The organism is Pseudomonas entomophila L48 (assembly GCF_000026105.1).
Taxonomy (GTDB): domain Bacteria; phylum Pseudomonadota; class Gammaproteobacteria; order Pseudomonadales; family Pseudomonadaceae; genus Aquipseudomonas; species Aquipseudomonas entomophila.
This window is the reverse complement of sequence record NC_008027.1, coordinates 1,479,084-1,498,888: the sequence shown is the minus strand read 5'-3', so window position 1 is coordinate 1,498,888 and position 19,805 is coordinate 1,479,084. Positions and strand designations below refer to the sequence as shown.

General features: G+C 64.3%; 13 protein-coding genes. 3 read left to right on the top strand and 10 right to left on the bottom strand.

Annotation, left to right across the window (positions count from 1 at the left end; translation table 11 throughout):
- The first annotated feature begins 4 nt into the window (after positions 1–4).
- A complete protein-coding gene (locus tag PSEEN_RS06635) occupies positions 5–1,756 on the top strand; it encodes a bifunctional diguanylate cyclase/phosphodiesterase (RefSeq protein ID WP_011532717.1) in 1,752 nt (583 codons plus the stop codon).
- 100 nt (positions 1,757–1,856) lie between these two features.
- On the opposite strand, the gene PSEEN_RS06630 is transcribed toward PSEEN_RS06635, so the two are convergent.
- The 5 genes from PSEEN_RS06630 to pcaQ all read right to left on the bottom strand — a co-directional run bounded on the left by PSEEN_RS06630 (position 1,857) and on the right by pcaQ (position 5,215).
- Positions 1,857–2,231, bottom strand: coding sequence for a hypothetical protein (locus tag PSEEN_RS06630; RefSeq protein ID WP_011532716.1), 375 nt, complete (start codon positions 2,229–2,231; stop codon positions 1,857–1,859).
- Complete coding sequence (locus PSEEN_RS06625) at positions 2,228–2,572, bottom strand: helix-turn-helix domain-containing protein (RefSeq protein ID WP_011532715.1); 345 nt, start codon at positions 2,570–2,572, stop codon at positions 2,228–2,230. The genes PSEEN_RS06630 and PSEEN_RS06625 overlap by 4 nt, the downstream gene beginning before the upstream one ends.
- A gap of 90 nt (positions 2,573–2,662) precedes the next feature.
- Positions 2,663–3,103 (bottom strand): YkvA family protein, encoded by a 441-nt coding sequence (locus tag PSEEN_RS06620; protein ID WP_011532714.1) that lies wholly within the window; start codon positions 3,101–3,103, stop codon positions 2,663–2,665.
- Positions 3,104–3,386: 283 nt separating this feature from the next.
- On the bottom strand, positions 3,387–4,115 hold the full coding sequence (locus PSEEN_RS06615) for a BamJ family beta-barrel-assembly machinery protein (RefSeq protein ID WP_011532713.1): 729 nt from the start codon (positions 4,113–4,115) through the stop codon (positions 3,387–3,389).
- Positions 4,116–4,282: 167 nt separating this feature from the next.
- A complete protein-coding gene (gene pcaQ / locus PSEEN_RS06610) occupies positions 4,283–5,215 on the bottom strand; it encodes a pca operon transcription factor PcaQ (protein ID WP_011532712.1) in 933 nt (310 codons plus the stop codon).
- Positions 5,216–5,857: 642 nt separating this feature from the next.
- Between pcaQ and PSEEN_RS06605 the strand changes: the two genes are divergently transcribed.
- The gene (locus tag PSEEN_RS06605; RefSeq protein WP_011532711.1) at positions 5,858–6,097 is read left to right on the top strand and encodes a hypothetical protein; all 240 of its coding nucleotides are present in this window, start codon (positions 5,858–5,860) and stop codon (positions 6,095–6,097) included.
- Positions 6,098–6,218: 121 nt separating this feature from the next.
- Positions 6,219–6,488 carry a DUF3077 domain-containing protein gene (locus tag PSEEN_RS06600; RefSeq protein WP_011532710.1) on the top strand — a complete coding sequence of 90 codons (270 nt, stop codon included), beginning with the start codon at positions 6,219–6,221 and terminating at the stop codon, positions 6,486–6,488.
- Positions 6,489–6,791: 303 nt separating this feature from the next.
- On the opposite strand, the gene PSEEN_RS26580 is transcribed toward PSEEN_RS06600, so the two are convergent.
- The 5 genes from PSEEN_RS26580 to PSEEN_RS06580 all read right to left on the bottom strand — a co-directional run bounded on the left by PSEEN_RS26580 (position 6,792) and on the right by PSEEN_RS06580 (position 19,645).
- Positions 6,792–7,397, bottom strand: coding sequence for a hypothetical protein (locus tag PSEEN_RS26580; protein ID WP_011532709.1), 606 nt, complete (start codon positions 7,395–7,397; stop codon positions 6,792–6,794).
- 8 nt (positions 7,398–7,405) lie between these two features.
- Positions 7,406–12,106 carry an RHS repeat-associated core domain-containing protein gene (locus tag PSEEN_RS06595; protein ID WP_011532708.1) on the bottom strand — a complete coding sequence of 1,567 codons (4,701 nt, stop codon included), beginning with the start codon at positions 12,104–12,106 and terminating at the stop codon, positions 7,406–7,408.
- A gap of 330 nt (positions 12,107–12,436) precedes the next feature.
- Entirely contained in the window at positions 12,437–12,799 is a 363-nt protein-coding gene (gene nirD / locus PSEEN_RS06590) for a nitrite reductase small subunit NirD (RefSeq protein ID WP_011532707.1), read from the bottom strand.
- Positions 12,799–15,354 (bottom strand): nitrite reductase large subunit NirB, encoded by a 2,556-nt coding sequence (nirB, locus tag PSEEN_RS06585; RefSeq protein WP_011532706.1) that lies wholly within the window; start codon positions 15,352–15,354, stop codon positions 12,799–12,801. The genes nirD and nirB overlap by 1 nt, the downstream gene beginning before the upstream one ends.
- Before the next feature lie 295 nt (positions 15,355–15,649).
- Positions 15,650–19,645, bottom strand: a complete 3,996-nt coding sequence (locus tag PSEEN_RS06580; RefSeq protein WP_011532705.1) for a bifunctional nitrate reductase/sulfite reductase flavoprotein subunit alpha — start codon at positions 19,643–19,645, stop codon at positions 15,650–15,652.
- Positions 19,646–19,805 lie beyond the last annotated feature (160 nt).

Genomic DNA, 19,805 nt, shown 5'->3' with positions numbered 1-19,805 from the left:
GTCCATGACCGTCACCGAACAGCTCAGCGCATTGAGCGCCATCCTGGCTCAACGCAGCGTCCATAGCCTGTTCCAGCCCATCGTCTGCCTGTCCGAACGCCGCATCCTCGGTTACGAGGCCCTCAGCCGCGGCCCGTCCAACAGCCCGCTGCATTCACCCCTGAACCTGTTCGCCATCGCCCGCCAGGCCGGGCGCCTGAGCGAGCTGGAAGTACTGTGCCGGGAAAGCGCCTGCCGCCGCTTCAGCGAGCAGGGCCTGGAAGGCAAGCTGTTCCTCAACATCTCGCCAGAATCGCTGCTCGAACCCCACCACCCGTCCGGGCGCACCCTGAAGATGCTCGAACAGGTCGGCCTGCCGCCCAGCCGCGTGGTCATCGAACTGACCGAACAGACCCCCACCGAAGACTTCCAGTTGCTGTACAACGCCCTGCACCACTACCGCGACATGGGCTTCTCGATTGCCCTGGACGACCTCGGGGCGGGCTACTCGAGCCTGCGCCTGTGGTCGGAACTGCGCCCCGACTACGTGAAGATCGACCGCCACTTCATCGACGGTATTCACCTGGACCCGCTCAAGCGCGAATTCGTCGGCTCGATCCTGCAGATTGCCCGCGCTTCCCGTGCCCAGGTGATCGCCGAAGGTATCGAGCTCAAAGAAGAACTGGCGGTACTCGGCGAGATGGGCGTCGACCTGGTGCAGGGTTACCTGCTTGGCCGTCCCCAGGAGTTTCCACCACGCGACACCCTCACCCTGCTGCCCCAGGCGCCGGGTACCGGCGTGGCCCTGGGCGACGACAGCCGCGACCTCAGCGCCCTGCTGATCGAGCAGCCGGCGGTGACCCTCGACACCGCTACGCAGCACGTGCTTGAAGCGTTTCGCCGCCAGGCCAACCTGAACTCCCTGGCGGTGCTGGACGAGCGCGGCAAACCCTGCGGCATCGTGCATCGCCATTCGCTGGCCGATGCCCTGCTAATGCCCTTCGGTACCGACCTGTTCGCGCGCAAGCCGATCAGCCGGTTGATGAGCCAGGACTACCTGGCCGTCGAGCGCGGCCAATCGCTGCAACAGGTCAGCCGCCTGCTCACCAGCCGTGCCCGCCAGCGTATCGAGGAAGACTTCATCATTACCCAGAGCGGCCGTTACCTGGGGCTGGGACGGGTGATCGACGTGCTCAAGCTGATCACCGAGCAGAAGCTCCAGCAGGCCCGGCATGCCAACCCGTTGACCCTGCTGCCGGGCAACGTGCCGATCCAGCAGTGCCTGGCCCGTCTGCTGGAACAGCGGCGCGAGGCGGCGGTGTGCTACGTCGATATCGACAGTTTCAAGCCGTTCAACGACATCTACGGTTACGCCCGGGGCGATGAAGTACTGCTGTGCCTGGCCCAGTGCCTCAACGATTGCGTGGACCCGAGCCGCGACTTCGTCGGGCATATCGGCGGGGACGATTTCATGCTGGTGCTGGGTTCCAGTGACTGGCATGCGCGCCTGCAACTGCTGCTGGAAGCCTTTGCCCGGCAATGTCGGCGCTTCTACCGGAGCGAGCACCTGGAGGCTGAGTGCTTCACCTCGCACAACCGCCAGGGCCAACGCGAAACATTCGCCTTGCTGTCGCTCTCGATCGGGGTGGTGTGGCTGGCGGCCGGGAGCAGCCTTGAACTGGATGCCGGGCAGTTGGCGGAGCTGGCCTCCCAGGCCAAGCGCCAGGCCAAGGATACCCGCGGGCCGAGCCTGAGCCTGATTGATACCACACTGTAGGAGCGGCTTCAGCCGCGATCACCCGCGAAGCGGGTGCCAGGTACCGCGTTGCCTGCATCGCGGCTGAAGCCGCTCCTACAGCGGTGTGTTGGTATGAACATCAGGCCCGCTCAGCTTCCGGATAGCGGTACTCGAACACCCGCACCACTTCCGAGGCATGCCAGGACGCCGCCTCCATGCCGTCCACCGGCCCCGAGAACCGCCCTAGCCGCTCGACGCACTCGAAGAACCCGGTACGCGGCAGGCGGCTGGCGCCCTGGCTGATCACCAGCGAGCTGCGCAAGGGTTGCTCGGCACGGGCATCGAGCACGGCGAGATACTCCAGGGCGGCGGTCAGGGTCTGCATGGCCGGGCTGGGTAGCTGCAAGCGCTCGAGCAGCGCCCGGTAAGTGAGCAGGTGGCGTTGGCGACGGGCCAGGTCGAGCTCGGTCAACAGGTTCTCCCATTGCTGACGGCTGATCCTGACCTGGCTCATGACGGTTCGCTCCAGCCCGCCACGCCCAGGTGCCAGGCCAGGCTGCGCAGGATCGCTGCATCCGGGCGACGCTCGCCGGCCTCGATCATGGCCAGATAAGCCGGGCTGATGCCAACCGTGCGCGCCAGTTGTTCAGGCGCAAGGCCCTTCGCCTGGCGCAACGACGCCAGCTGGTCCAAAGAAGACAAGCTGGCGCTCTGAGGTGTGCTTTCGACGTTGTCGGTGGTGCTTGATGCGTTGGCAGGTGCCTGGCCTGCGGCCACGAGCAGCGCCTGGTATTGCTCCCAGGGCACGACGGCGTACTCGGGCTGACCGTCCCGGCTGATGACCTGAATACCCATAACAACCCCCTTGACGTTGGATCACGGCATGTAATCCGTAGGCATAACGCTTATGCCAATTATATTACCAACCTCGGGGATCCGGTGAACTCAGTTGCCAGGTCGCTCCAGGCGCAGGGCTTCAGGGGTGTCCGGCAGGCGTTCGACCACCCGCAGTTTCTCCGGGGCCTGGCTGTCGCGCCAAGCTTTGAAGCGGCCCAGCTCGTCGGCGACGGTCTTGAGCACCCAGCCCAGCACGGCGATGTCGTCGAGCAGACCGACACCGAGCAACCAGTCCGGGATCGCGTCCAGCGGGCTGACGAAGTACAACAGCCCGGCGACGATGGTGACCAGCGCCTTGGGGCTCACCGCACGGTACTCGCCACGCCACCAGGCCAGGCACAGCGCCTGCATCAGCCGCACATCCTCACGCAGTTGCCCCAGCTTGGGGCCCTTGCGGGCCACGGCGAACAGCAGCGCCGGCAAGCGCCCGCGGCTGAGCAGGCGCTCGGCCAAGGGCAGGAAACGGGCAAAATTCCAGGGTGCGCTCATGAAACCTCCAGAGGAGCCAGGAAGGTTATCCACAAAAATTGTGGATAACCTTGTGAACAGGGCCGCCTTCACGGCACAAGGTGCCCGTCAGGCAAGGGCCGGGCACGAATCGGGCGTTTTTTACACAGTCGTTTCAAAGACGCAAACGTTTTGCGACAGCCACACCCGTATTCGCGCGCCAGCATAGTTTGCGACAGTGGCGCAGGCCATCCGTTCGCGTCAAGCGCCCCTGAAAACGACGACGCCCCGTCGAAACGGGGCGCCTGGGGAAGCAAGCCTGGGTTTACTTGGCTGGCGCTTCTTCGACTTCAGCCTTGCTCAGGTCCTTGATGCCCAGCAGTTCCAGGTCGAATACCAGGACCGAGTTGGCCGGGATCAGCGGGCTCGGGCTCTGGGCGCCGTAGGCCAGTTCAGCCGGGATGTACAGCTTGTACTTCTCGCCGACGTGCATCAGTTGCAGGCCTTCGACCCAGCCTGGGATCACGCCGCTGACCGGCAGATCGATCGGGCTGCCGCGCTCGACGGAGCTGTCGAACACCTTGCCGTCGATCAGCTTGCCTTCGTAGTGGACAGTGACCACGTCGGTGGGCTTGGGCTGCGGGCCGTCGGCCTTCTTGACCACTTCGTACTGCAGGCCGGAAGCGGTGGTGACCACGCCTGGTTTCTTGGCGTTTTCCTCGAGGAATTTCTTGCCGCTGGCGGCCGCTTCCTCGCTGGCCTTGGCCAAGCGCTCTTCGGCGCGCTTCTGCAGGGCGCTGAAGGCTTCAACCAGCTCTTCGTCCTTCAGGCGCTGTTCTTTCTTGCCGACAGCGTCTTCGATACCTTGGGCAACGGCTTTGGAATCCAGGTCGTCCATGCCTTCCTGGGCCAGGCTCTTGCCCATGTTCAGGCCGATACCGTAGGAGGCTTTCTGCGCCGGAGTCTTCAGCTCGACGCTGCTGGTCTGGGCGTCGCAACCGGCCAGGACCAGGCCTACCAGGGCAACCGCAGCCGCCAAACGATGCTGTTTCATGCTAGTTCCTTGTTCATGCGCCATAGGGGCAATCAGGGTAAAGCCGCGAGCTTATCAGGCGGCCACGACCAATGGCTACCGGCATGAGAGCGGCAAATGCCGGAGAAGTTCCAGCGTTGAAACGACAGGCAATCGCACAAACGATGACAAGTTGCGCATTTCATCCTTCAGGGATAGTCGCCATCGCGGTACTGCCCCGCCACCTCGCGTAGCACCTCGCACATCCACTGTGCCGGCAGGCTCTGCGGCAAGGCGGCATTGCGGCAGATACCCACCGAGCCGCCCGGCTCGCGCACGCCCAGGTCGAGTTCGGCCAGTTCGTTGCGCCGCAGGTCGAGCAGCACCGCGTCGCGCGGCGCCACCCAAAGCGCGTCGCTGCCCAGCAGGTAGCGACGGCTCAGGGCCAGCGACAGGGTTTCCAGGCGCTGCGCCGGCATCGGGATGCCGCACTGTACGAACAGGCTGTCGGCGTGCTGGCGAATGGTGGTGCCCTGGGGCGGCAGCACCAGCGGATAACGCCCCACCTGGGTCCGTTCCACCGGTGTGCTGGCCAGCAGCGGATGGCCCGGGCGCACCACCAGGGCCATCGATTCGCTGTACAGGTGCTCGAACGACAGGCCCTGGATCTGCGGGCTATCGGTCATGCGCCCGACCACCAGCTCCAGCTCGCCCAAGTGCAACTGGCCGAGCAGTTGCGCGCTTACCCCGGTCACCACGCTGATCACCAGCGCCTCGTGGCGCTGGTGCAGGCGGCAGAGCACCTCCGGCATCAACAACCCCTCGACGGTGGACAGCACGCCGATGCGCACCTGCGACGGCGTGCGCGCCTCGCCACGCACGCTGCCCACGCCCTCGCGCAGGGCCTGCACGCTGGGGCCGGCGTAGCGCATGAAACGGGTGCCGGCCGGGGTCAGCGTGACGCCGTTGCGTGAGCGCTCGAACAGGCGTGTCTCGAGCAGGTCTTCCAGGTCCTTGAGGGTCTTGGAGATTGCCGGCTGGCTGATGGCGAGCACGTCGGCGGCCCTGGCCAGGCTGCCCTGCCGGGCAATCTCCAGGAAGCACAGCAGGTGGCGGTACTTGATGCGGGTGTCGAGGTTCATGCCCGGCAGTGTATCCGTAAAACAACAAGCCCTGTGAGAGCGAGCTTGCCCGCGAACACCGGCAACGGTGTGACTGCTTCGCGGGCAAACCCCACACCTTAAGCGTTCCCCCTGTAGGAGCGGCCTCGTGCCGCGAAAGGGCTGCGTAGCGGCCCCAGGACTTCAGTGTCGAACAAAGATCGCCGGGGCCGCTTTGCGGCCCTTTCGCGGCACGAGGCCGCTCCTACAGGCTGCGTGCTGAATCATGCCAGAGCCATGGGTCGAACGATGCCACTGTTGGGTAAAGCAGAATCCACAGGGATATAGCACTCATCGATGATGAGTGCATTCCAAGCCCTGAAATCAGATTTAACCCCTTCCTTGTAGTCCATTTCCCAAACATACTCCCGCCGCCCTTTTTCCGTTGCGGTCGTTCTGGCACGGCTCTAGTCTCGGCGGGTCGCTTGAATCAGCGACCGGCTTTGACAGGCCGACTTCCAAGAGCAACTTCAACGGCTTTGCTTTATATGGCGGCTGTATGTGGGGCACTTCGTGTGCGCCGGGGTTTTGCTCTTGCTGACCGGTCTGTCAACCCATGTACAGCTGCCACCCTCTTGTTTGACAGCAGACGGTGGTGGTCCCACTCATCAGCAAGAGGTCGTCATGTTAAAGATCGTCCCCGACCCACCCCATCCTCACTCCCTTGAAGACACCCTCCTCCAGGCCAGCGAATACGCCCTGTGCGCATTGACCGTGGCCCATCAGGCCGTGCATGCCCAGCCCAGGTCACCGGCCACAATCCTGATGATGGCGTCGATCCACGAAGTCGAATCGCTGCGCGTGCTGCTCGAATCGGCGTTGATCCAGGTGCAGATGCCCAAGGCTCCGCAGACGCTGCATTAGGTGGCGCCCGGCCCTGTTCGCCGGCAAGCCGGCTCCTACCGGGGGCTGCGTTCACCTGTAGGAGCCGGCTTGCCGGCGAAAGGGCCCGCCCTGCCACCAACAACTTCAGGGAGATTGAACAATGACCACAGACGACACCATCCCCAACACAACTGCCGGCAAAACCAAGTTCTACCAGGGCGAAGGCCAGACCGCCCCGCTGTTCTGCATCGAACCCGGTATCCCCTGCCAGCACGCCCGCGAACAAGCCTCGGAACTGATGGGCTGCGTGCGCGACCTGACCATTGCCGGGATCATGGAAGAAAAGCCGCAACTGCTCTGGGCGTCGTATTACCTGAGCGCGCTGGCCAAGGCGCTGATGGATGATGCAGAGCTGGGTATGAGGCACTGAGGCTGGATCGGTTCGTTCTGGGTGCCTTGCGGCCAGACGGGCTGGGTCGATTATGCAATGCATACATCGTGGGGCGGCGGGTGCCGCCCCGATTGCACTGTTATTTAGCCTGCTGAGGCTGTGTTCGGATGCCGTCTCAGAACTACGTCGCCGAATGTGTAGGTGCCGCCCAAGACGTCGCAACGGTAGTCAGTCTTGAGCTTGCTAGGAATGAGAGTTCGGTCGGAAATTGCCAAATTTTTGCTCGGTGCTTCCCGTAAAGCAACCTGGAAATGCTTGGTTTTAATTTAGCATTTCCTTCGTTCATCTAATTTCTTGATGCTCAGATTCTGGTGTGACTTGGGATCGTTTGCAAAGTGCAATTTTCAGCTTTCTATAGGGCTTCGGGGCGTCTTTTCTATTTAAGGGGGAGTACATATCACTTTCAGTTAGTGTGCTGACCACCATCCGAATTGCCAAGCGCTCATACTCTCCAGATTTATCAAGAGAGCTTTCTAGTGTCTCGATAAGATAAGCGCCTCGCGAGCAAGTCTCGTTAAACCTGATAACGTAATAATCATCTATCATCATTGCTCCTTCTTTTCGAGTTTCATCAAAGAAGAACTTTAGCGATCTTGATGCTGGCAGGTTCTTTATGAGTGTTGTCAGCCTGGCGCGAGGCCCTATTTCGAATGCATTGCCAATGGGGAGTTTTTTGTTGAAATATTGCTTGTGGAGTATCCAGAGTGGATTTTTTTTATGAAATATATCTATGTAATTTTCATAGGAGTGAAAATCACAGGTCTCGCCAGTCAAGTAATATCCGGCATTCTCCAGTGTTTCCGGGGAGAAGTCGGAAATGCCAAGAAATTCGGGTTTTTCTACGCAGCCATCGCGCAAAAAAACATCGACAAGTTCAAATAGTTCCATGATTCGCCTCATCGTGCAGGATTCGTTTTCGAAGCATGATGCTTATTCAAGATATCCCTGGTCTTAGCAAGTTCTTCCACTCTATTGGATTTCGGGTTGGCATCGATTCCAGCTTGGGCAGCGGATGCCATTTTCTTGACGTTGCTGGGCTCTTCAAGATACTCAACAATGCACTCGCATGCTTTTTTCCATTCGCCAGGCTTCATGTTGCGAGTAGCTGGGTCAACCGGTACAAACTCAATACGCTCACCGGACGCATCGGGAGTCAACCCGATATGTCCTTTTTTGGGGAGGCCAGGGCCTTGGATGTTTACATGAACGCCTCGATTCATCACATCCCCTCCAGCTGTGTTGCCCGTAACTTTGTGCTCGTTACGTTTGGCTAAGCCTAGCGGGTCGCACCATCCTATTGGGTTAGGTGAGTAAACATAAAGGTTAATACCTCCTGAATACTGAATGATGTCTTGATTTACGAAACGGCCGAGATGGGGGTCATAGTATCGATAGCGGTTGTAGTGCAGCCCAGTTTCCTGATCGTGGTATTGACCCTGGAAGCGAATCGGGTTGCCCAGGCCCTGCTGTTTCGCCCACGCCGAGCGCTCCTCACGGACTTCGCCCCACGCCTTGTACTGCCCCGCCCAAGCGACATTGCCCTGTTCATCGGTCAGCTCCATCGGCGTACCGAGGTGATCGCAGTGGTACCAGGCGATCGCCTCGAACGCCTGTGGTTTCACCTCGGTGTGCCACAGCGGATCCTGATCGAAGTCGTACTCACGCTGGCTCCAATCCGGTTGCTTGTGCAGGCGGATCGGGCTGTTGCGCAGGGCCTGGGCGACCGGCACGAAGCTGCCCGGTTCGTACAGGTAATGCACGGTACGACCGGTGTCGCCTTCGTCGCGTGGCGGTGAGCTTTCCCATGCCAGGGTGTCGCCATCCCAACCAAACAGGGTGAAGCCACAGCCGAGTTCACGTTGGCGCTTCGCTCGTTGCAACTGGTTCCAGCCGGTCCCCGCTTCCGGGCGATCCCAGAAATGCGCCACCGAATGCTTGTGCAAACGCCGGCCCAAGGCGTCGTAGCTGTAGTCGACCTTGAGCTGGTCGTCGTTGTAGCTGGCCAGCCGGTCGAACAGGTCCCAGGTGAAATGGGCATGGGCGCCGTTGTGTAGGCGGTGCACCAGGTTGCCGCGCTCGTCGTATTTGTAGTGGGTTCCGGCGTACTCACGCAGCAGGTTGTCCATCAGCTTGTTGCGCCGTGGGTCGGCTTCCAGCGGGCGGTTCAGCTCCTGGGTTTTCTGGTCCAGCAGGTTACCGGCCGGGTCGAAGGCGAAGGTTTCCACGCCCAGGCGGCTGGTGGCCTTGAGCAGGCGGCCGACGGGGTCGTACTGGTACTCCAACGGGCCACGACGGCTGTCATGGATGTTGGTCAGTTGCCCGGCCGCGTCATAACGGTACTGACGCTTGAGCAGCGTGGACTGGCCGTCGTGGTTGCCCAGCAGCTGTTCCTGCAAGCGCCCAGCCGGGTCCCAGGCCTGGGTCTGCATCAGCTTGTTGCCCTGATGCCGCACCACTTCGCGGTGCAGGTCATCCCGCTCGTAGGCCAGCATCTCGTGCTGGTCGAGGGTCATGCCGAGCAGGTGGCCGCTGCCGTAGGTCAGCCAGCTGACCTTGTGGCCGTCCGGGCGAATCGTCGCGGTGCGCTGGTTGAGCGCGTCGTATTCGTGCTGCCACACCGCGACCATTGGCGTGCCCGTGGCCAAGTAGTGCTGATGCTCGCGGGTCAGGTTGCCGGCTTCATCGTGGAACCATTGCAGCTTGCTGGCGGCGTTGACCGCCTGGATCAACTGGCCGTTGCCGTCGTAGGCGAAGCTTTCGCTTTGGCTCTGGTTGCCCAGGCGGGCCGTGCGCTCACTCAATCGGCCCATCGGGTCGAAGGTCAGCTCGATCCGGCGCTGGCCGACTTGGGTCGAGGCGAGGCGGCCGCTGTACGGGTCGTACTGGTAGCGCGTGACCAGGCCATCGAAGCCAGTTTCTTGCAGCAGCCGACCGACCGGGTCGTAGATGAAGGTGGCCTTGCTGGTGTTCTCGTTTTCCAGCCCGATCAAGCGGCCGAGCTTGTCCCAGCGGTAGCGCAGGGTGTGCTCGTTGGCGTCGACGCGTTCGCTCAGCAGGCCGACCGCGTTGTAGGTCCAGGTGGTACAGCGATCAAGCGCATCGACATGCGCCAGCAGACGCCCTTCGGCGTCGTAGTTGAAACGCTCCTCGGTCTTGTCCGGGTGGGTGACCTTGGCCAGTTGCCCGGCCTGGTATTCGTAGGCGGTCTTGTTGCCGGCGGCATCGGCGAATTCGGTCAGCTGGCCGAAGGCGTTGTACGCCCATTGGCTGGTCTTGCCCGAGCAGTCGGTGTATTCGAGCAACTGCCCGGCAGCGTTGTAGGCGAGTGTCTTCTCGTTGCCCAGTGCATCCTTGATCGCCTTGACCAGCCCGGCCGGTGTGTAAGCGAACTCGGTCTTGTGGCCCAGCGGATCGACGCTCTCGACCAGGTTGCCGCGTTCGTCATAGTCCCGTAGCCACAAGCCACCTTCGGCATCGCGCAGCTTGATCGGTTGGTCATGATCGTCGTAGGCGTAGTGCACCGTGCTGTGGTCGGCGCGGATGTGCTGCAGCAGGTTGCTGCGTTCATCGTAGGTGTAGCGGTCCTGGCTGCCGTCGGGGTGGACGTGGCGGATGACGTTCTTGCGCTTATCGCGGAACAGCCATTCCTCACGGCCGTCCGGGTGGATCAGGCGGTAGGTGTAGCCCAGGGCGTCGTAGTAGTGCCAGGTTTCCTGGCCGTGGGCGTCGGTGACATAGGTCAGGCGGATGTTCGGGTCCCAGGCCAGGCGGGTCTCGAAGCTGCCGTCGTCGGCCCATTCGTGGATGGCCTTGGCCTGCGGGCCGCTGCCGTCCCACTCGAGGTTGATGCCGCGCCCGGTGCGGTCGGTGTAGCGGGTGATCAGGTGCTGGCGGTACTGGTACTGCCAGGCGGCGCCGTGTTCGTCCTGGGCGGCGATCAGGTCGCCGTGGGTGTCGTAGTGGTAGCCGCACAGCTGGCGCAGCGGCGTGCCGTCGACCACTTGCCACAGGCCCTGGATATGCCCCTGGTCGTCGAGCAGGGTGCCCAGTTGCAGGTGGACTTTTTCGGAGTCGTTGTCGGAATAGGTGTTGATGTCCGACAGCACCGGGCGACCGTTGTGGCTGTGCTCGTAGTGCAGCATTGCCCCGGCGCCGCTGCGCAGCTGGATATGCGTCAGGTAGAAGCGGTCACCCTGGCGGGCATAGGTTTCACGGCGGTCCAGGCCACGCAGCAACACCAGTTGCTGCTCGGCGGTGCGCACCAGGCTGAGGTACTCGATCGGATCGTAGTGCGGCTTGCCGACCTTGGGCAGTGGGTAATCGTGGCTGCGGCCGTCGCTGTCGTGGAACACCACGCCCTTGTCCACGACATCGAGGCAGGTGGTGAATTCGGTGATCCAGCGGGCGCCGAGCGAACCTTGATCGAGCGCCGCCAGTCGCGAGTTGTACACCCGCGTCCAGTTGACCGGGAACGGCCCGGACAGACTGAAATCCTGATGGGCCAGCGTCTCGTCACCGAGCACATGACCAATGCTGAACCCGGTGCAGGCACAGGGTCCGTTCTTCGTAGGCTTGGGCTGCTTGTTGGCGCGAACTTGGCTGCGTACCACTTCGGTCGGCCCTTCGGGGTGGATATGCCGGGCCTGGTGGGTGACGCCGGGGCGAATGGCGACGGCCATACCCGGGCGGCGTGGGTTGGCCAACACGGTGTCGAGCAAGCGGGTCAGCAGCCAGGCGATGCTGTTTTCCATACCGGCGCTGCCCAGCGCTTCCAGGCGGCGGGGCACGACTTTGGCCAGGTCCTCGAGGGTGCGCACCAGCGGCCCGAGCAGGGTGTCCAGCTCGCCGCTGAAGTGGCGGGCGACGCTGTTGTAACCGTCCTTGAGGCTGCCCTCGGTGGCGTTGGCCAGGGCCGACAGGGCCAGGCGCCAGGCGTCGGTTTCCAGGGCCGAATCGTACAGCGCCACCTGGGCCATCTGCGCGCGGGCCAGGCGGTGGCTGCTGGCGGCATCCAGCTTGCCACGGGCGGCGGCGTCGATGGTCTTGGCCAAGGAGGTGAACAACAGGCGCGCAGTGTCGGCGGCAGCGCTGAGCATGGCCGGCAGCTGGGCCAGGGCCTCTCGCACGTAGTGCTCCAGGGCGCCGCGGATATTGGCGTGCAGGTGGCCGTCGATGATTTCCAGGATCACCGCGCCGATGTGCGCGCCGGGGCGGCGGCGCAAGGTCTGGCGGGTCAGCTGCAGCACCGGGCGCAGCACCGTGCGGGCGCGGGACAGGCCGGGTGGATAGGGGACGATGCCGATCAGGTTGATGCCCAGGCTGACCCACACCAGCGGGTCGGGGGAAGGGCTTTCGACCAGTTCGAGGATGTCGATCAGCGCGTCCATGCAGGACAGGGCGTTGGCCATCACCGGCACGCTTTCGGCGGCCTGGCGCAGCAGTTGCAGGTCGACCAGGCCGTAGCTGATTTCCCGCAGCCAGTGGTCGACGGAAGCGGCGGCGGCGCCGAGGTCTTCGCTGAGGAGGGTGTCGAGGGGGGCAATGGCGACCTGGATTTCGCGCGTGGTGAGCGCGGCATCGGCGGGTGCGGCAGACATCGTGAAAGGGCCTTCCTAGGCGGGGGACGTTGAGGCCCCGGGTGGTCCGTGAGGGCGAAATGATACTAATGCGGGGGCGGTTCGGCCATGAGGGAAACCCTGAGGTGGGTGTGGGAATGCGCGGGGCCATGGGTGACAGTTCCGGCCCTTTCGCCGGCAAGCCGGCTCCTACAGGGACCGCGCCGACCTCTGTAGGAGCCAGCTTTGCTGGCGAACCGGGTTCGACGTGGGACCGCGGTGTGGCCTTCGCCAGCAAGGCTGGCTCCTACGGAGGTCGTGCTATGTCAATGAGTTATGTGGTGCTGGTTATGCTGGTGAATGGGCCGGTGCTCAGCCCTGGGCGATCTCCACGTACTCCCCCGTCACCCGCACCGGCCACACCCGCAACCGCTGCGCCGGATCCTCCAGGCAACGCCCGTCCTGCAAGCTGAAATGTTGCTTGTACAACGGCGCCGCCACTACCAGCTCGCCGCCCAGGCTGCCGACCAGGCCGCGGCCGATGACATTGGCCCCCGACCGCGGATCGCGGTTGTCGACGGCATACAGCGCCTGCCCGAGCCCCGGCAGGTAGAACAGCGCCACCTGCTCGCCGTCGAGCCAGGCCACAACGCCCGAATCGGCCACCAGGTCCCGGACCTGGCAAACCGACTGCCAGTGCAAGGGCTGTGTCACGGCAACATTGGAACGGTTCATCAGACAGCCTCCTCGGTGATGGTGGGGATCAGGTGCAGCGGCGCAGCGGGCCTGCGCTGTTCGCGCTCACGAACGAAATGCACATCGGGGTCAGGGCGCTGGTCGTTGACGAAGGTGCGGAAGCGCTTGAGCTTTTCCGGATCTTTCAGGGCGTTGGCCCATTCGCATTCGTAGCGGTCGACCACCTGCTGCATCTGCGCCTCCAGCTCGTGGCCAAGGCCCAGACTGTCGTCGATGATCACCGCCTTGAGGTAATCCAGCCCACCTTCCAGGCTTTCGCGCCACACCGAGGTGCGCTGCAGCTTGTCGGCGGTGCGGATGTAGAACATCAGCACCCGGTCGATCAGGCGCACCAGGGTTTCGTCGTCCAGGTCGGTGGCGAACAGTTCGGCATGGCGCGGGCGCATGCCGCCGTTGCCGCAGACGTACAGGTTCCACCCCTTGTCGGTGGCGATCACGCCGATATCCTTGCTCTGCGCCTCGGCGCATTCGCGGGTGCAGCCCGACACCGCGAACTTGAGCTTGTGCGGCGAGCGCAGGCCCTTGTAGCGGTCCTCCAGGCGCAAGGCCATGGCCACGCTGTCCTGCACGCCGTAGCGGCACCAGGTGCTGCCCACGCAGGACTTCACCGTGCGCGTCGACTTGCCGTAGGCGTGCCCGGTCTCGAAGCCAGCCTCGATCAGCTCGCCCCAGATCAGCGGCAGTTCGTGCAGCTGGGCGCCGAACAGGTCGATGCGCTGGCCGCCGGTGATCTTGGTGTAGAGGTCGTATTTCTTCGCCACCTGGCCGATCACGATCAGCTTGTCCGGGGTGATCTCGCCACCAGGAATGCGCGGCACCACCGAGTAGGTGCCGTTCTTCTGCATGTTGGCCATGAAGGTGTCGTTGGTGTCCTGCAGGGGCACCAGCGAGGGGTCCATGATCGGCTGGTTCCAGCACGAGGCGAGGATCGAGCCCACTGTCGGCTTGCAGATGTCGCAACCGACAGGGCCGCGACCATGGCGCGCGAGCAATTCGTCGAAGCTGCGGATGCCCTCGACCCGCACCATGGCGTAGAGCTCCTGGCGGGTGTAGGCGAAGTGTTCGCACAGGCTTTTGTCCACCGTCACGCCACGGGCGGTGAGTTCGTGCTCGAACACCTGCTTGAGCAGCGCCGCGCAGCCACCGCAGCCGGTGGCCGCCTTGGTGCAGCCCTTCACGGCGGCGAGGTCGGCACAACCGCTGTCGATGGCCGCGCATACCGCGCCCTTGCTGACGTTGTGGCACGAGCAGATGGTCGCACTGTCGGGCAGTGCATCGGCACCAAGGGCCGGTGCGCCGCCGCTTTGCGGCAGAATCAGCGCAGCCGGGTCGGCCGGTAGCGCGATACCGTTCTGGGCGTATTGCAGCAGGGTGTCGTAGTAGCTGTTGTCGCCGACCAGCACCGCGCCGAGCACATGCTTGCCGCTGGCATCCACCACCAGGCGGCGGTAGGCGGCGTTGGCCTCGTCGATGAAGCGGTAGCTGCGCGAACCCGGCGTGGCGCCGTGGGCGTCGCCGATGGAGCCGACATCGACGCCCAGCAGCTTGAGCTTGGTCGACATGTCGGCGCCAGTGAACGCGACTGCCGTGTCGCCGACCAGCAGCGCCGCGAGGTTGCGTGCCATGGCATAGCCCGGCGCGACCAGGCCGAACACGCTGCCGTTCCAAGAGGCGCACTCACCGATGGCGAAAATACGCGGGTCGCTGCTGCGGCACTCGTTGTCGATCACCACGCCGCCGCGCGCGGCGATGTCCAGGCCGCAGGCACGGCCCAGGGCGTCCTGGGGGCGGATGCCGGCGGAGAACACGATCAGGTCGGTCTCCAGGTACTCGCCACCGTCGAACTGCATGCGGTAGCAATAGTCGTCGCCCGCGCCGATCGACTGGGTGGCGCGGGACAGGTGCACGCCCACGCCAAGGGCTTCGATCTGTGCCTTGAGCGCCGCGCCGCCTTCAGCGTCGAGCTGTACCGGCATCAGCCGCGGGGCGAACTCCACCACATGCGCTTCCAGGCCCAGCGACTTCAGTGCGTTGGCGGCCTCCAGCCCCAGCAAGCCGCCACCCACCACCACGCCACGGCGGGCGTCGGCAGCCGCATGGCGGATGGCGTCGAGGTCATCAAGCGTGCGGTAGACCAGCCGGGCGTTGCCGCTGGAACCTTCGATCGGCGGCACGAAGGGATAGGAGCCGGTGGCCAGGATGAGCTGGTCATAGCCGTAGCGGCCTTCGCCGGTGACCACTTCGCAGCGCTCGCGGTCGATCTCCAGCACCGCTTCGCCCAGGTGCAGGTGCACCCCATGGCGCGTGTAGAAGTCCTGCTCGCACAGCGCCAGGGTTTCGGCACAGCTACCGGTGAAGTACTCGGACAGGTGCACCCGGTCGTAGGCGCGCTGGCGTTCCTCGCCGAACACATGCAGCTCGAAACGGTCCTGGGCACCCCGCTCGAGCAGTTGCTCGACGCAGTGGTGGCCAACCATGCCGTTGCCGACGATGACCAGTCGCGCACGTGGTGCGCCGTTCGCTGTTGCCTTCATAGCCGATCCTCGATCACGGAAAACAAAAAGGCGCCTGGAGCCGAAGCTCCAGGCGCCTTTGCCTGTACTCATCAGTGTGAGGCCCCTGGATGATCGCCGTTGATCAGCGGGGCATTTGTGCAAGGGTTGAAGCAGGGAGTGTGCCAATGTGCCTGTAGGAGCGGCTTCAGCCGCGATGCAGGCGGCGCGGTGCCTGGTATCCGCTGCGCGGATGATCGCGGCTGAAGCCGCTCCTACAGAGGTCGTGCCCGTTCAGATGCACCGCTTGGGTGCAGGGCTCACCATCACGGGGCGCTCAGTACACATCCCGCCGATAGCGCCCAGCCTTGCCCAGCGCCTCGACCCAGGCAGCCGCTGCCTCATCGTTCATCCCGCCCTGCACCGCCACCACCTGGCGCAGCGCCGCGTCCACATCCCTGGCCATGCGCTGGGCGTCGCCGCAGACATAGATAAATGCGCCCTCCTCCAGCCAACGCCACAACTCGGCGCCCTGTTCCAGCAAGCGCTGCTGCACATAGATCTTCTCTGGCTGGTCACGGGAGAACGCGGTACTCAACCGCACATGCCCACTGCCCTCCCAAGCCAGCAACTGCTCGCGGTAGTAAAAATCGCTGGCCGCATGCTGCTCGCCGAAGAACAGCCAGTTGCGCCCGCTCGCCCCACGCACCTCGCGCTCCTCCAGAAAGGCGCGAAACGGCGCGATACCGGTGCCCGGGCCAATCATGATGATCGGCGTGGCGTCATCCTCGGGCAGGCGGAAGTGCTTCGACGGCTGCGGGAAGATCGCCACCTTCAGCGCACCGGCACGGTCGGCGAGAAAGCTTGAGCAGACACCTTTGCGCGCCCCGTAGCGCACGGTCGAGACGGTCAGGTGCACCTGGTCGGGGTGCGCGCTGGGGCTGGAGCTGATCGAGTAAAGGCGTGGCTGCAAGGGCTTGAGCAAGCCCAACCAGTCCGTCAGCGACAAGCGCTGTGGAAAGGCACGCAACACATCGGCCAGTTGCCGCCCCCATAGCCAGCCCTTTAATTCGGTCTTGCGTTCAGGTTGCAGCAGACGGCGCAGGTCGTCGCTGCCTTGGCTGAAGCGCTCAAGCTGCTGCGAGGTGACCCGGGTGATGTCCAGGTGGTGTTCCAGCGCGACCGAGAGCGGCATTGGCGCATGCCCCTTGAGCTCGACCGCGGCCTGCCCATCGAGTTGCATCAGCAGCAACAATTCCTCGATCAACACCGGGCAATTGCGTGGCCACACACCCAACGCGTCGCCCGGTTGATAGGTGAAGCCGCTATCGCGCAGGTCAAACACCAGCTGACGTGTTTCCTTGGCCGACCCGGGAGTATTGAGCAAGCGGTTTTCCAACACTGCCGCGCACCACGGTTGCTGCTTGCCACAACCCGTTACCGGCTTGGGCTCGACGGGTGTCGGCATGGCACTGCCCAACTGCTTCATCAAGGCATCCAGCCAACCGCTGAAGGCCTCGTCGATATCCCCTTCGCAATCGACCCGCGCCAGCAGGCGCCGAGCCCCCAGCTCGGCCAGGCGCTGGTCGAGCTTGCGCCCGAAACCACAGAACTGGTCATAGCTCGAATCGCCTAGGGCCAACACCGCGTAGGGCAAAGTGGCGCAGTGCCCGCCCTCCTCGCCTTGCAGGGCCTGCCAGAACGCCGTGGCGCAATCCGGGGCGTCACCGTCGCCGAAGGTGCTGGCGATCAGCAACACACTGGCGGCCCCCTGCAACTGCGCCGGGCCGAGCGCATCCATGCAACTGAGGCGCACGGGCAACCCTGCTTCGCGCAGGTGCTGTGCACAACGTTCGGCCAGGGTTTCGCTGTTGCCGGTCTGCGAGGCCCATACCACGTGATGGCTGGGGACCTCATTGGCCGCCGGCGGTTGGCTGAACAAGGCCGCCAGCAGACCCTCGACGAACAGCCGTCGGGCGGGGGCCAGGGGCGCGTCGGCCGGCAAGCGCGGAACCCCTTCGGCACGGGCCTGGCCCAGGCCGAGCAGGAAGCCTTGCAGGTAATGACGCTCGTCTTCTGCCAGCTCCGGTGCTGGCAGAACATCCAGGCCAAGCAGGCGAGACAAGGTGGCGGTGGGCATGCGGGCGGGCTCCGAAACAAGGTCGATGGCGTCGATACGTTCGCCCGCGACCCGCTCCAGGGCCACGGCGCAATACTTGAAAGCCGGTTGCAGGGAAGTCGGGTCGACTGCGTCGCAGGTGACGGCGTTGATCGCCAACTGCTCGCCGTACAGATCATTCCAGTGAAACGGCGCGAAGCAACCGCCAGGCAACACACGAGCGCTGATCCGCGCGGGCAGCTGCGCCAGGCCGCGCCGCGAGCGGATCGCCACCGTGTCCCGGTCACGAATGCCCAGGCGCTGGGCGTCCTCAGGGTTGATCTCGACGAAGGGGCCCGGCTCCAGCTTGTTCAGGCTGGGCACCTGGCCGGTCTTGGTCAGGGTGTGCCACTGGTGCTGCACACGCCCGGTGTTGAGCACGAAGGGATACGCCTCGTCGGCCTGTTCGGCCGCTGGCAACCAGGGCCGTGCCAGGAACCGCGCCTTGCCGCTGGGCGTGGGAAAGGCCAATGCGGGGCGAGCGCCCTGCTCATCGTGCAACACCTGCTGGCTGACCCCATCGTTGCGGTAGCGCAGCGGGCTGCGGGCGTCTTCCCGACCCGGCGCACAAGGCCACTGCCGTGGGCGCTCACGCAGTTCGGGGTAGCCGATGCCACGCAGGTCGTAACCGGTGGCGGGGTTCCAGAAACGGCGGATCTCCTCGTACACCGCCTCGGCATCGGGATAGTCGAAGGCCTGCCCATAGCCCATGGCGCTGGCCACCCGGGCGATGAGGCGCCAATCCTCCAGGCTTTCACCGGGCGGTTCCACTGCACGCGGCATCAGGGTGAGGTTGCGCTCGCTGTTGACCATCACCCCCTCGCCTTCGGCCCACAGTGCAGCGGGCAGGAGGATGTCGGCATGGCGGTTGGTCTCGGTGTCGAGGAACGCGTCCTGGCAAATCACCAGTTCCGCCTGGCGCAGGCCGTCGATCACCTGCTGGCGGTTGGCGACACTGGCCACCGGGTTGCTGCAGATGATCCAGCAGGCCTTCACCTCGCCTTGCTTCATCTGCTCGAACAGCGCCACCGTGCCCTCGCCGCCGTCGCTGCGCAGCGTGCCCGGCGCCAACTGCCATTGCCGCTCGACGAAGGCACGGTCGGCGTCGACCTGCGCCGAACGCTGGCCCGGCAAGCCCGGCCCCATGTAGCCCATCTCGCGCCCGCCCATGGCATTGGGCTGGCCGGTCAGGGAAAACGGCCCGCTGCCCAGGCGGCAGATGGCGCCGGTGGCCAGGTGCAGGTTGCACAGCGCATTGCTGTGCCAGGTGCCATGGATGCTCTGGTTCAGGCCCATGGTCCAGCAGCTCATCCAGTTTTTCGACTGGCCGATCCAGGTGGCGGCCTGGCGGATATCGGCCTCGGGCAGGCCAGTGATGGTGGCGACGCGTTCAGGGGTGTAGTCGGCGAGAAACGCCGGCAGCGCCTCCCAGCCTTCGGTGTGGCGGGCGATGAAATCAGGGGCGGTGTGGCCGTTGGCGTGCAGCAGGTGCAACAGACCATTGAGCAGCGCCAGGTCGGTGCCCGGGCGCACTTGCAGGAACAGGTCGGCCTTGTCGGCGGTGGCCGTGCGCCGGGGATCGACGACGATCAGCCGGGCGCCGGCCTTGACCCGGTCTAACAGGCGCAGGAAGAGGATAGGATGGCAATCAGCCATGTTCGCGCCGATCACCAGGAATACCTCGGCGTGTTCGAAGTCCTGGTAGCTGCCGGGCGGCCCATCGGCGCCCAGCGACTGCTTGTAGCCGCTGCCGGCGCTGGCCATGCACAGGCGCGAGTTGGATTCGATATGGCGGGTGCGGATGTACCCTTTGGCCAGCTTGTTGGCCAGGTACTGGGCCTCCAGCGACATCTGCCCCGACACGTACAAGGCCACGGCGTCCGCCCCGTGCCGGTCGATGATCGCGCGCAGGCGGGACGCAGTTTCGGCGATGGCCTCGTCCAACCCGTCGCGCACCGGTTCCTGGTCGCGCTGGCGGCGCAGCCAGGCGTGGGCCATGCGTCCGGTGGTCAGGGGGATGTGGGCGGTCAGGCCCTTGGTGCACAGGCGGCCGAAGTTGCTCGGGTGCTGCTTGTCGCCACTGACCTTGACCACCTTGCCGTCGGCCACGCTCATGACGGTGCCGCACCCCACGCCACAATAAGGGCAAACACTGCGGACCTCGCTGCTGCTCATCGGCGATCTCCTGCTGATGAAACGACAAAGGCGCCGGCTGCCCCGGCCTGCACTGGCAAGCGGGGCAACACGGCGCCTTCGTCGTGATGAAAGTCGGCCATCGACGTTGATGGCCTGATGAGTGAGCGACAGCAAAAGCCGGGCCATGACCGGCGCCTGC

Coding starts and splice junctions, on each gene's coding strand:
- pcaQ (WP_011532712.1), bottom strand. CDS start 5,215: ATGAACCTCGACACCCGCATCAAGTACCGCCACCTGCTGTGCTTCCTG.
- PSEEN_RS06620 (WP_011532714.1), bottom strand. CDS start 3,103: ATGAGCGCACCCTGGAATTTTGCCCGTTTCCTGCCCTTGGCCGAGCGC.
- PSEEN_RS06600 (WP_011532710.1), top strand. CDS start 6,219: ATGACCACAGACGACACCATCCCCAACACAACTGCCGGCAAAACCAAG.
- PSEEN_RS26580 (WP_011532709.1), bottom strand. CDS start 7,397: ATGGAACTATTTGAACTTGTCGATGTTTTTTTGCGCGATGGCTGCGTA.
- PSEEN_RS06580 (WP_011532705.1), bottom strand. CDS start 19,645: ATGAGCAGCAGCGAGGTCCGCAGTGTTTGCCCTTATTGTGGCGTGGGG.
- PSEEN_RS06635 (WP_011532717.1), top strand. CDS start 5: ATGACCGTCACCGAACAGCTCAGCGCATTGAGCGCCATCCTGGCTCAA.
- PSEEN_RS06605 (WP_011532711.1), top strand. CDS start 5,858: ATGTTAAAGATCGTCCCCGACCCACCCCATCCTCACTCCCTTGAAGAC.
- nirD (WP_011532707.1), bottom strand. CDS start 12,799: ATGAACCGTTCCAATGTTGCCGTGACACAGCCCTTGCACTGGCAGTCG.
- PSEEN_RS06625 (WP_011532715.1), bottom strand. CDS start 2,572: ATGGGTATTCAGGTCATCAGCCGGGACGGTCAGCCCGAGTACGCCGTC.
- nirB (WP_011532706.1), bottom strand. CDS start 15,354: ATGAAGGCAACAGCGAACGGCGCACCACGTGCGCGACTGGTCATCGTC.
- PSEEN_RS06615 (WP_011532713.1), bottom strand. CDS start 4,115: ATGAAACAGCATCGTTTGGCGGCTGCGGTTGCCCTGGTAGGCCTGGTC.
- PSEEN_RS06595 (WP_011532708.1), bottom strand. CDS start 12,106: ATGTCTGCCGCACCCGCCGATGCCGCGCTCACCACGCGCGAAATCCAG.
- PSEEN_RS06630 (WP_011532716.1), bottom strand. CDS start 2,231: ATGAGCCAGGTCAGGATCAGCCGTCAGCAATGGGAGAACCTGTTGACC.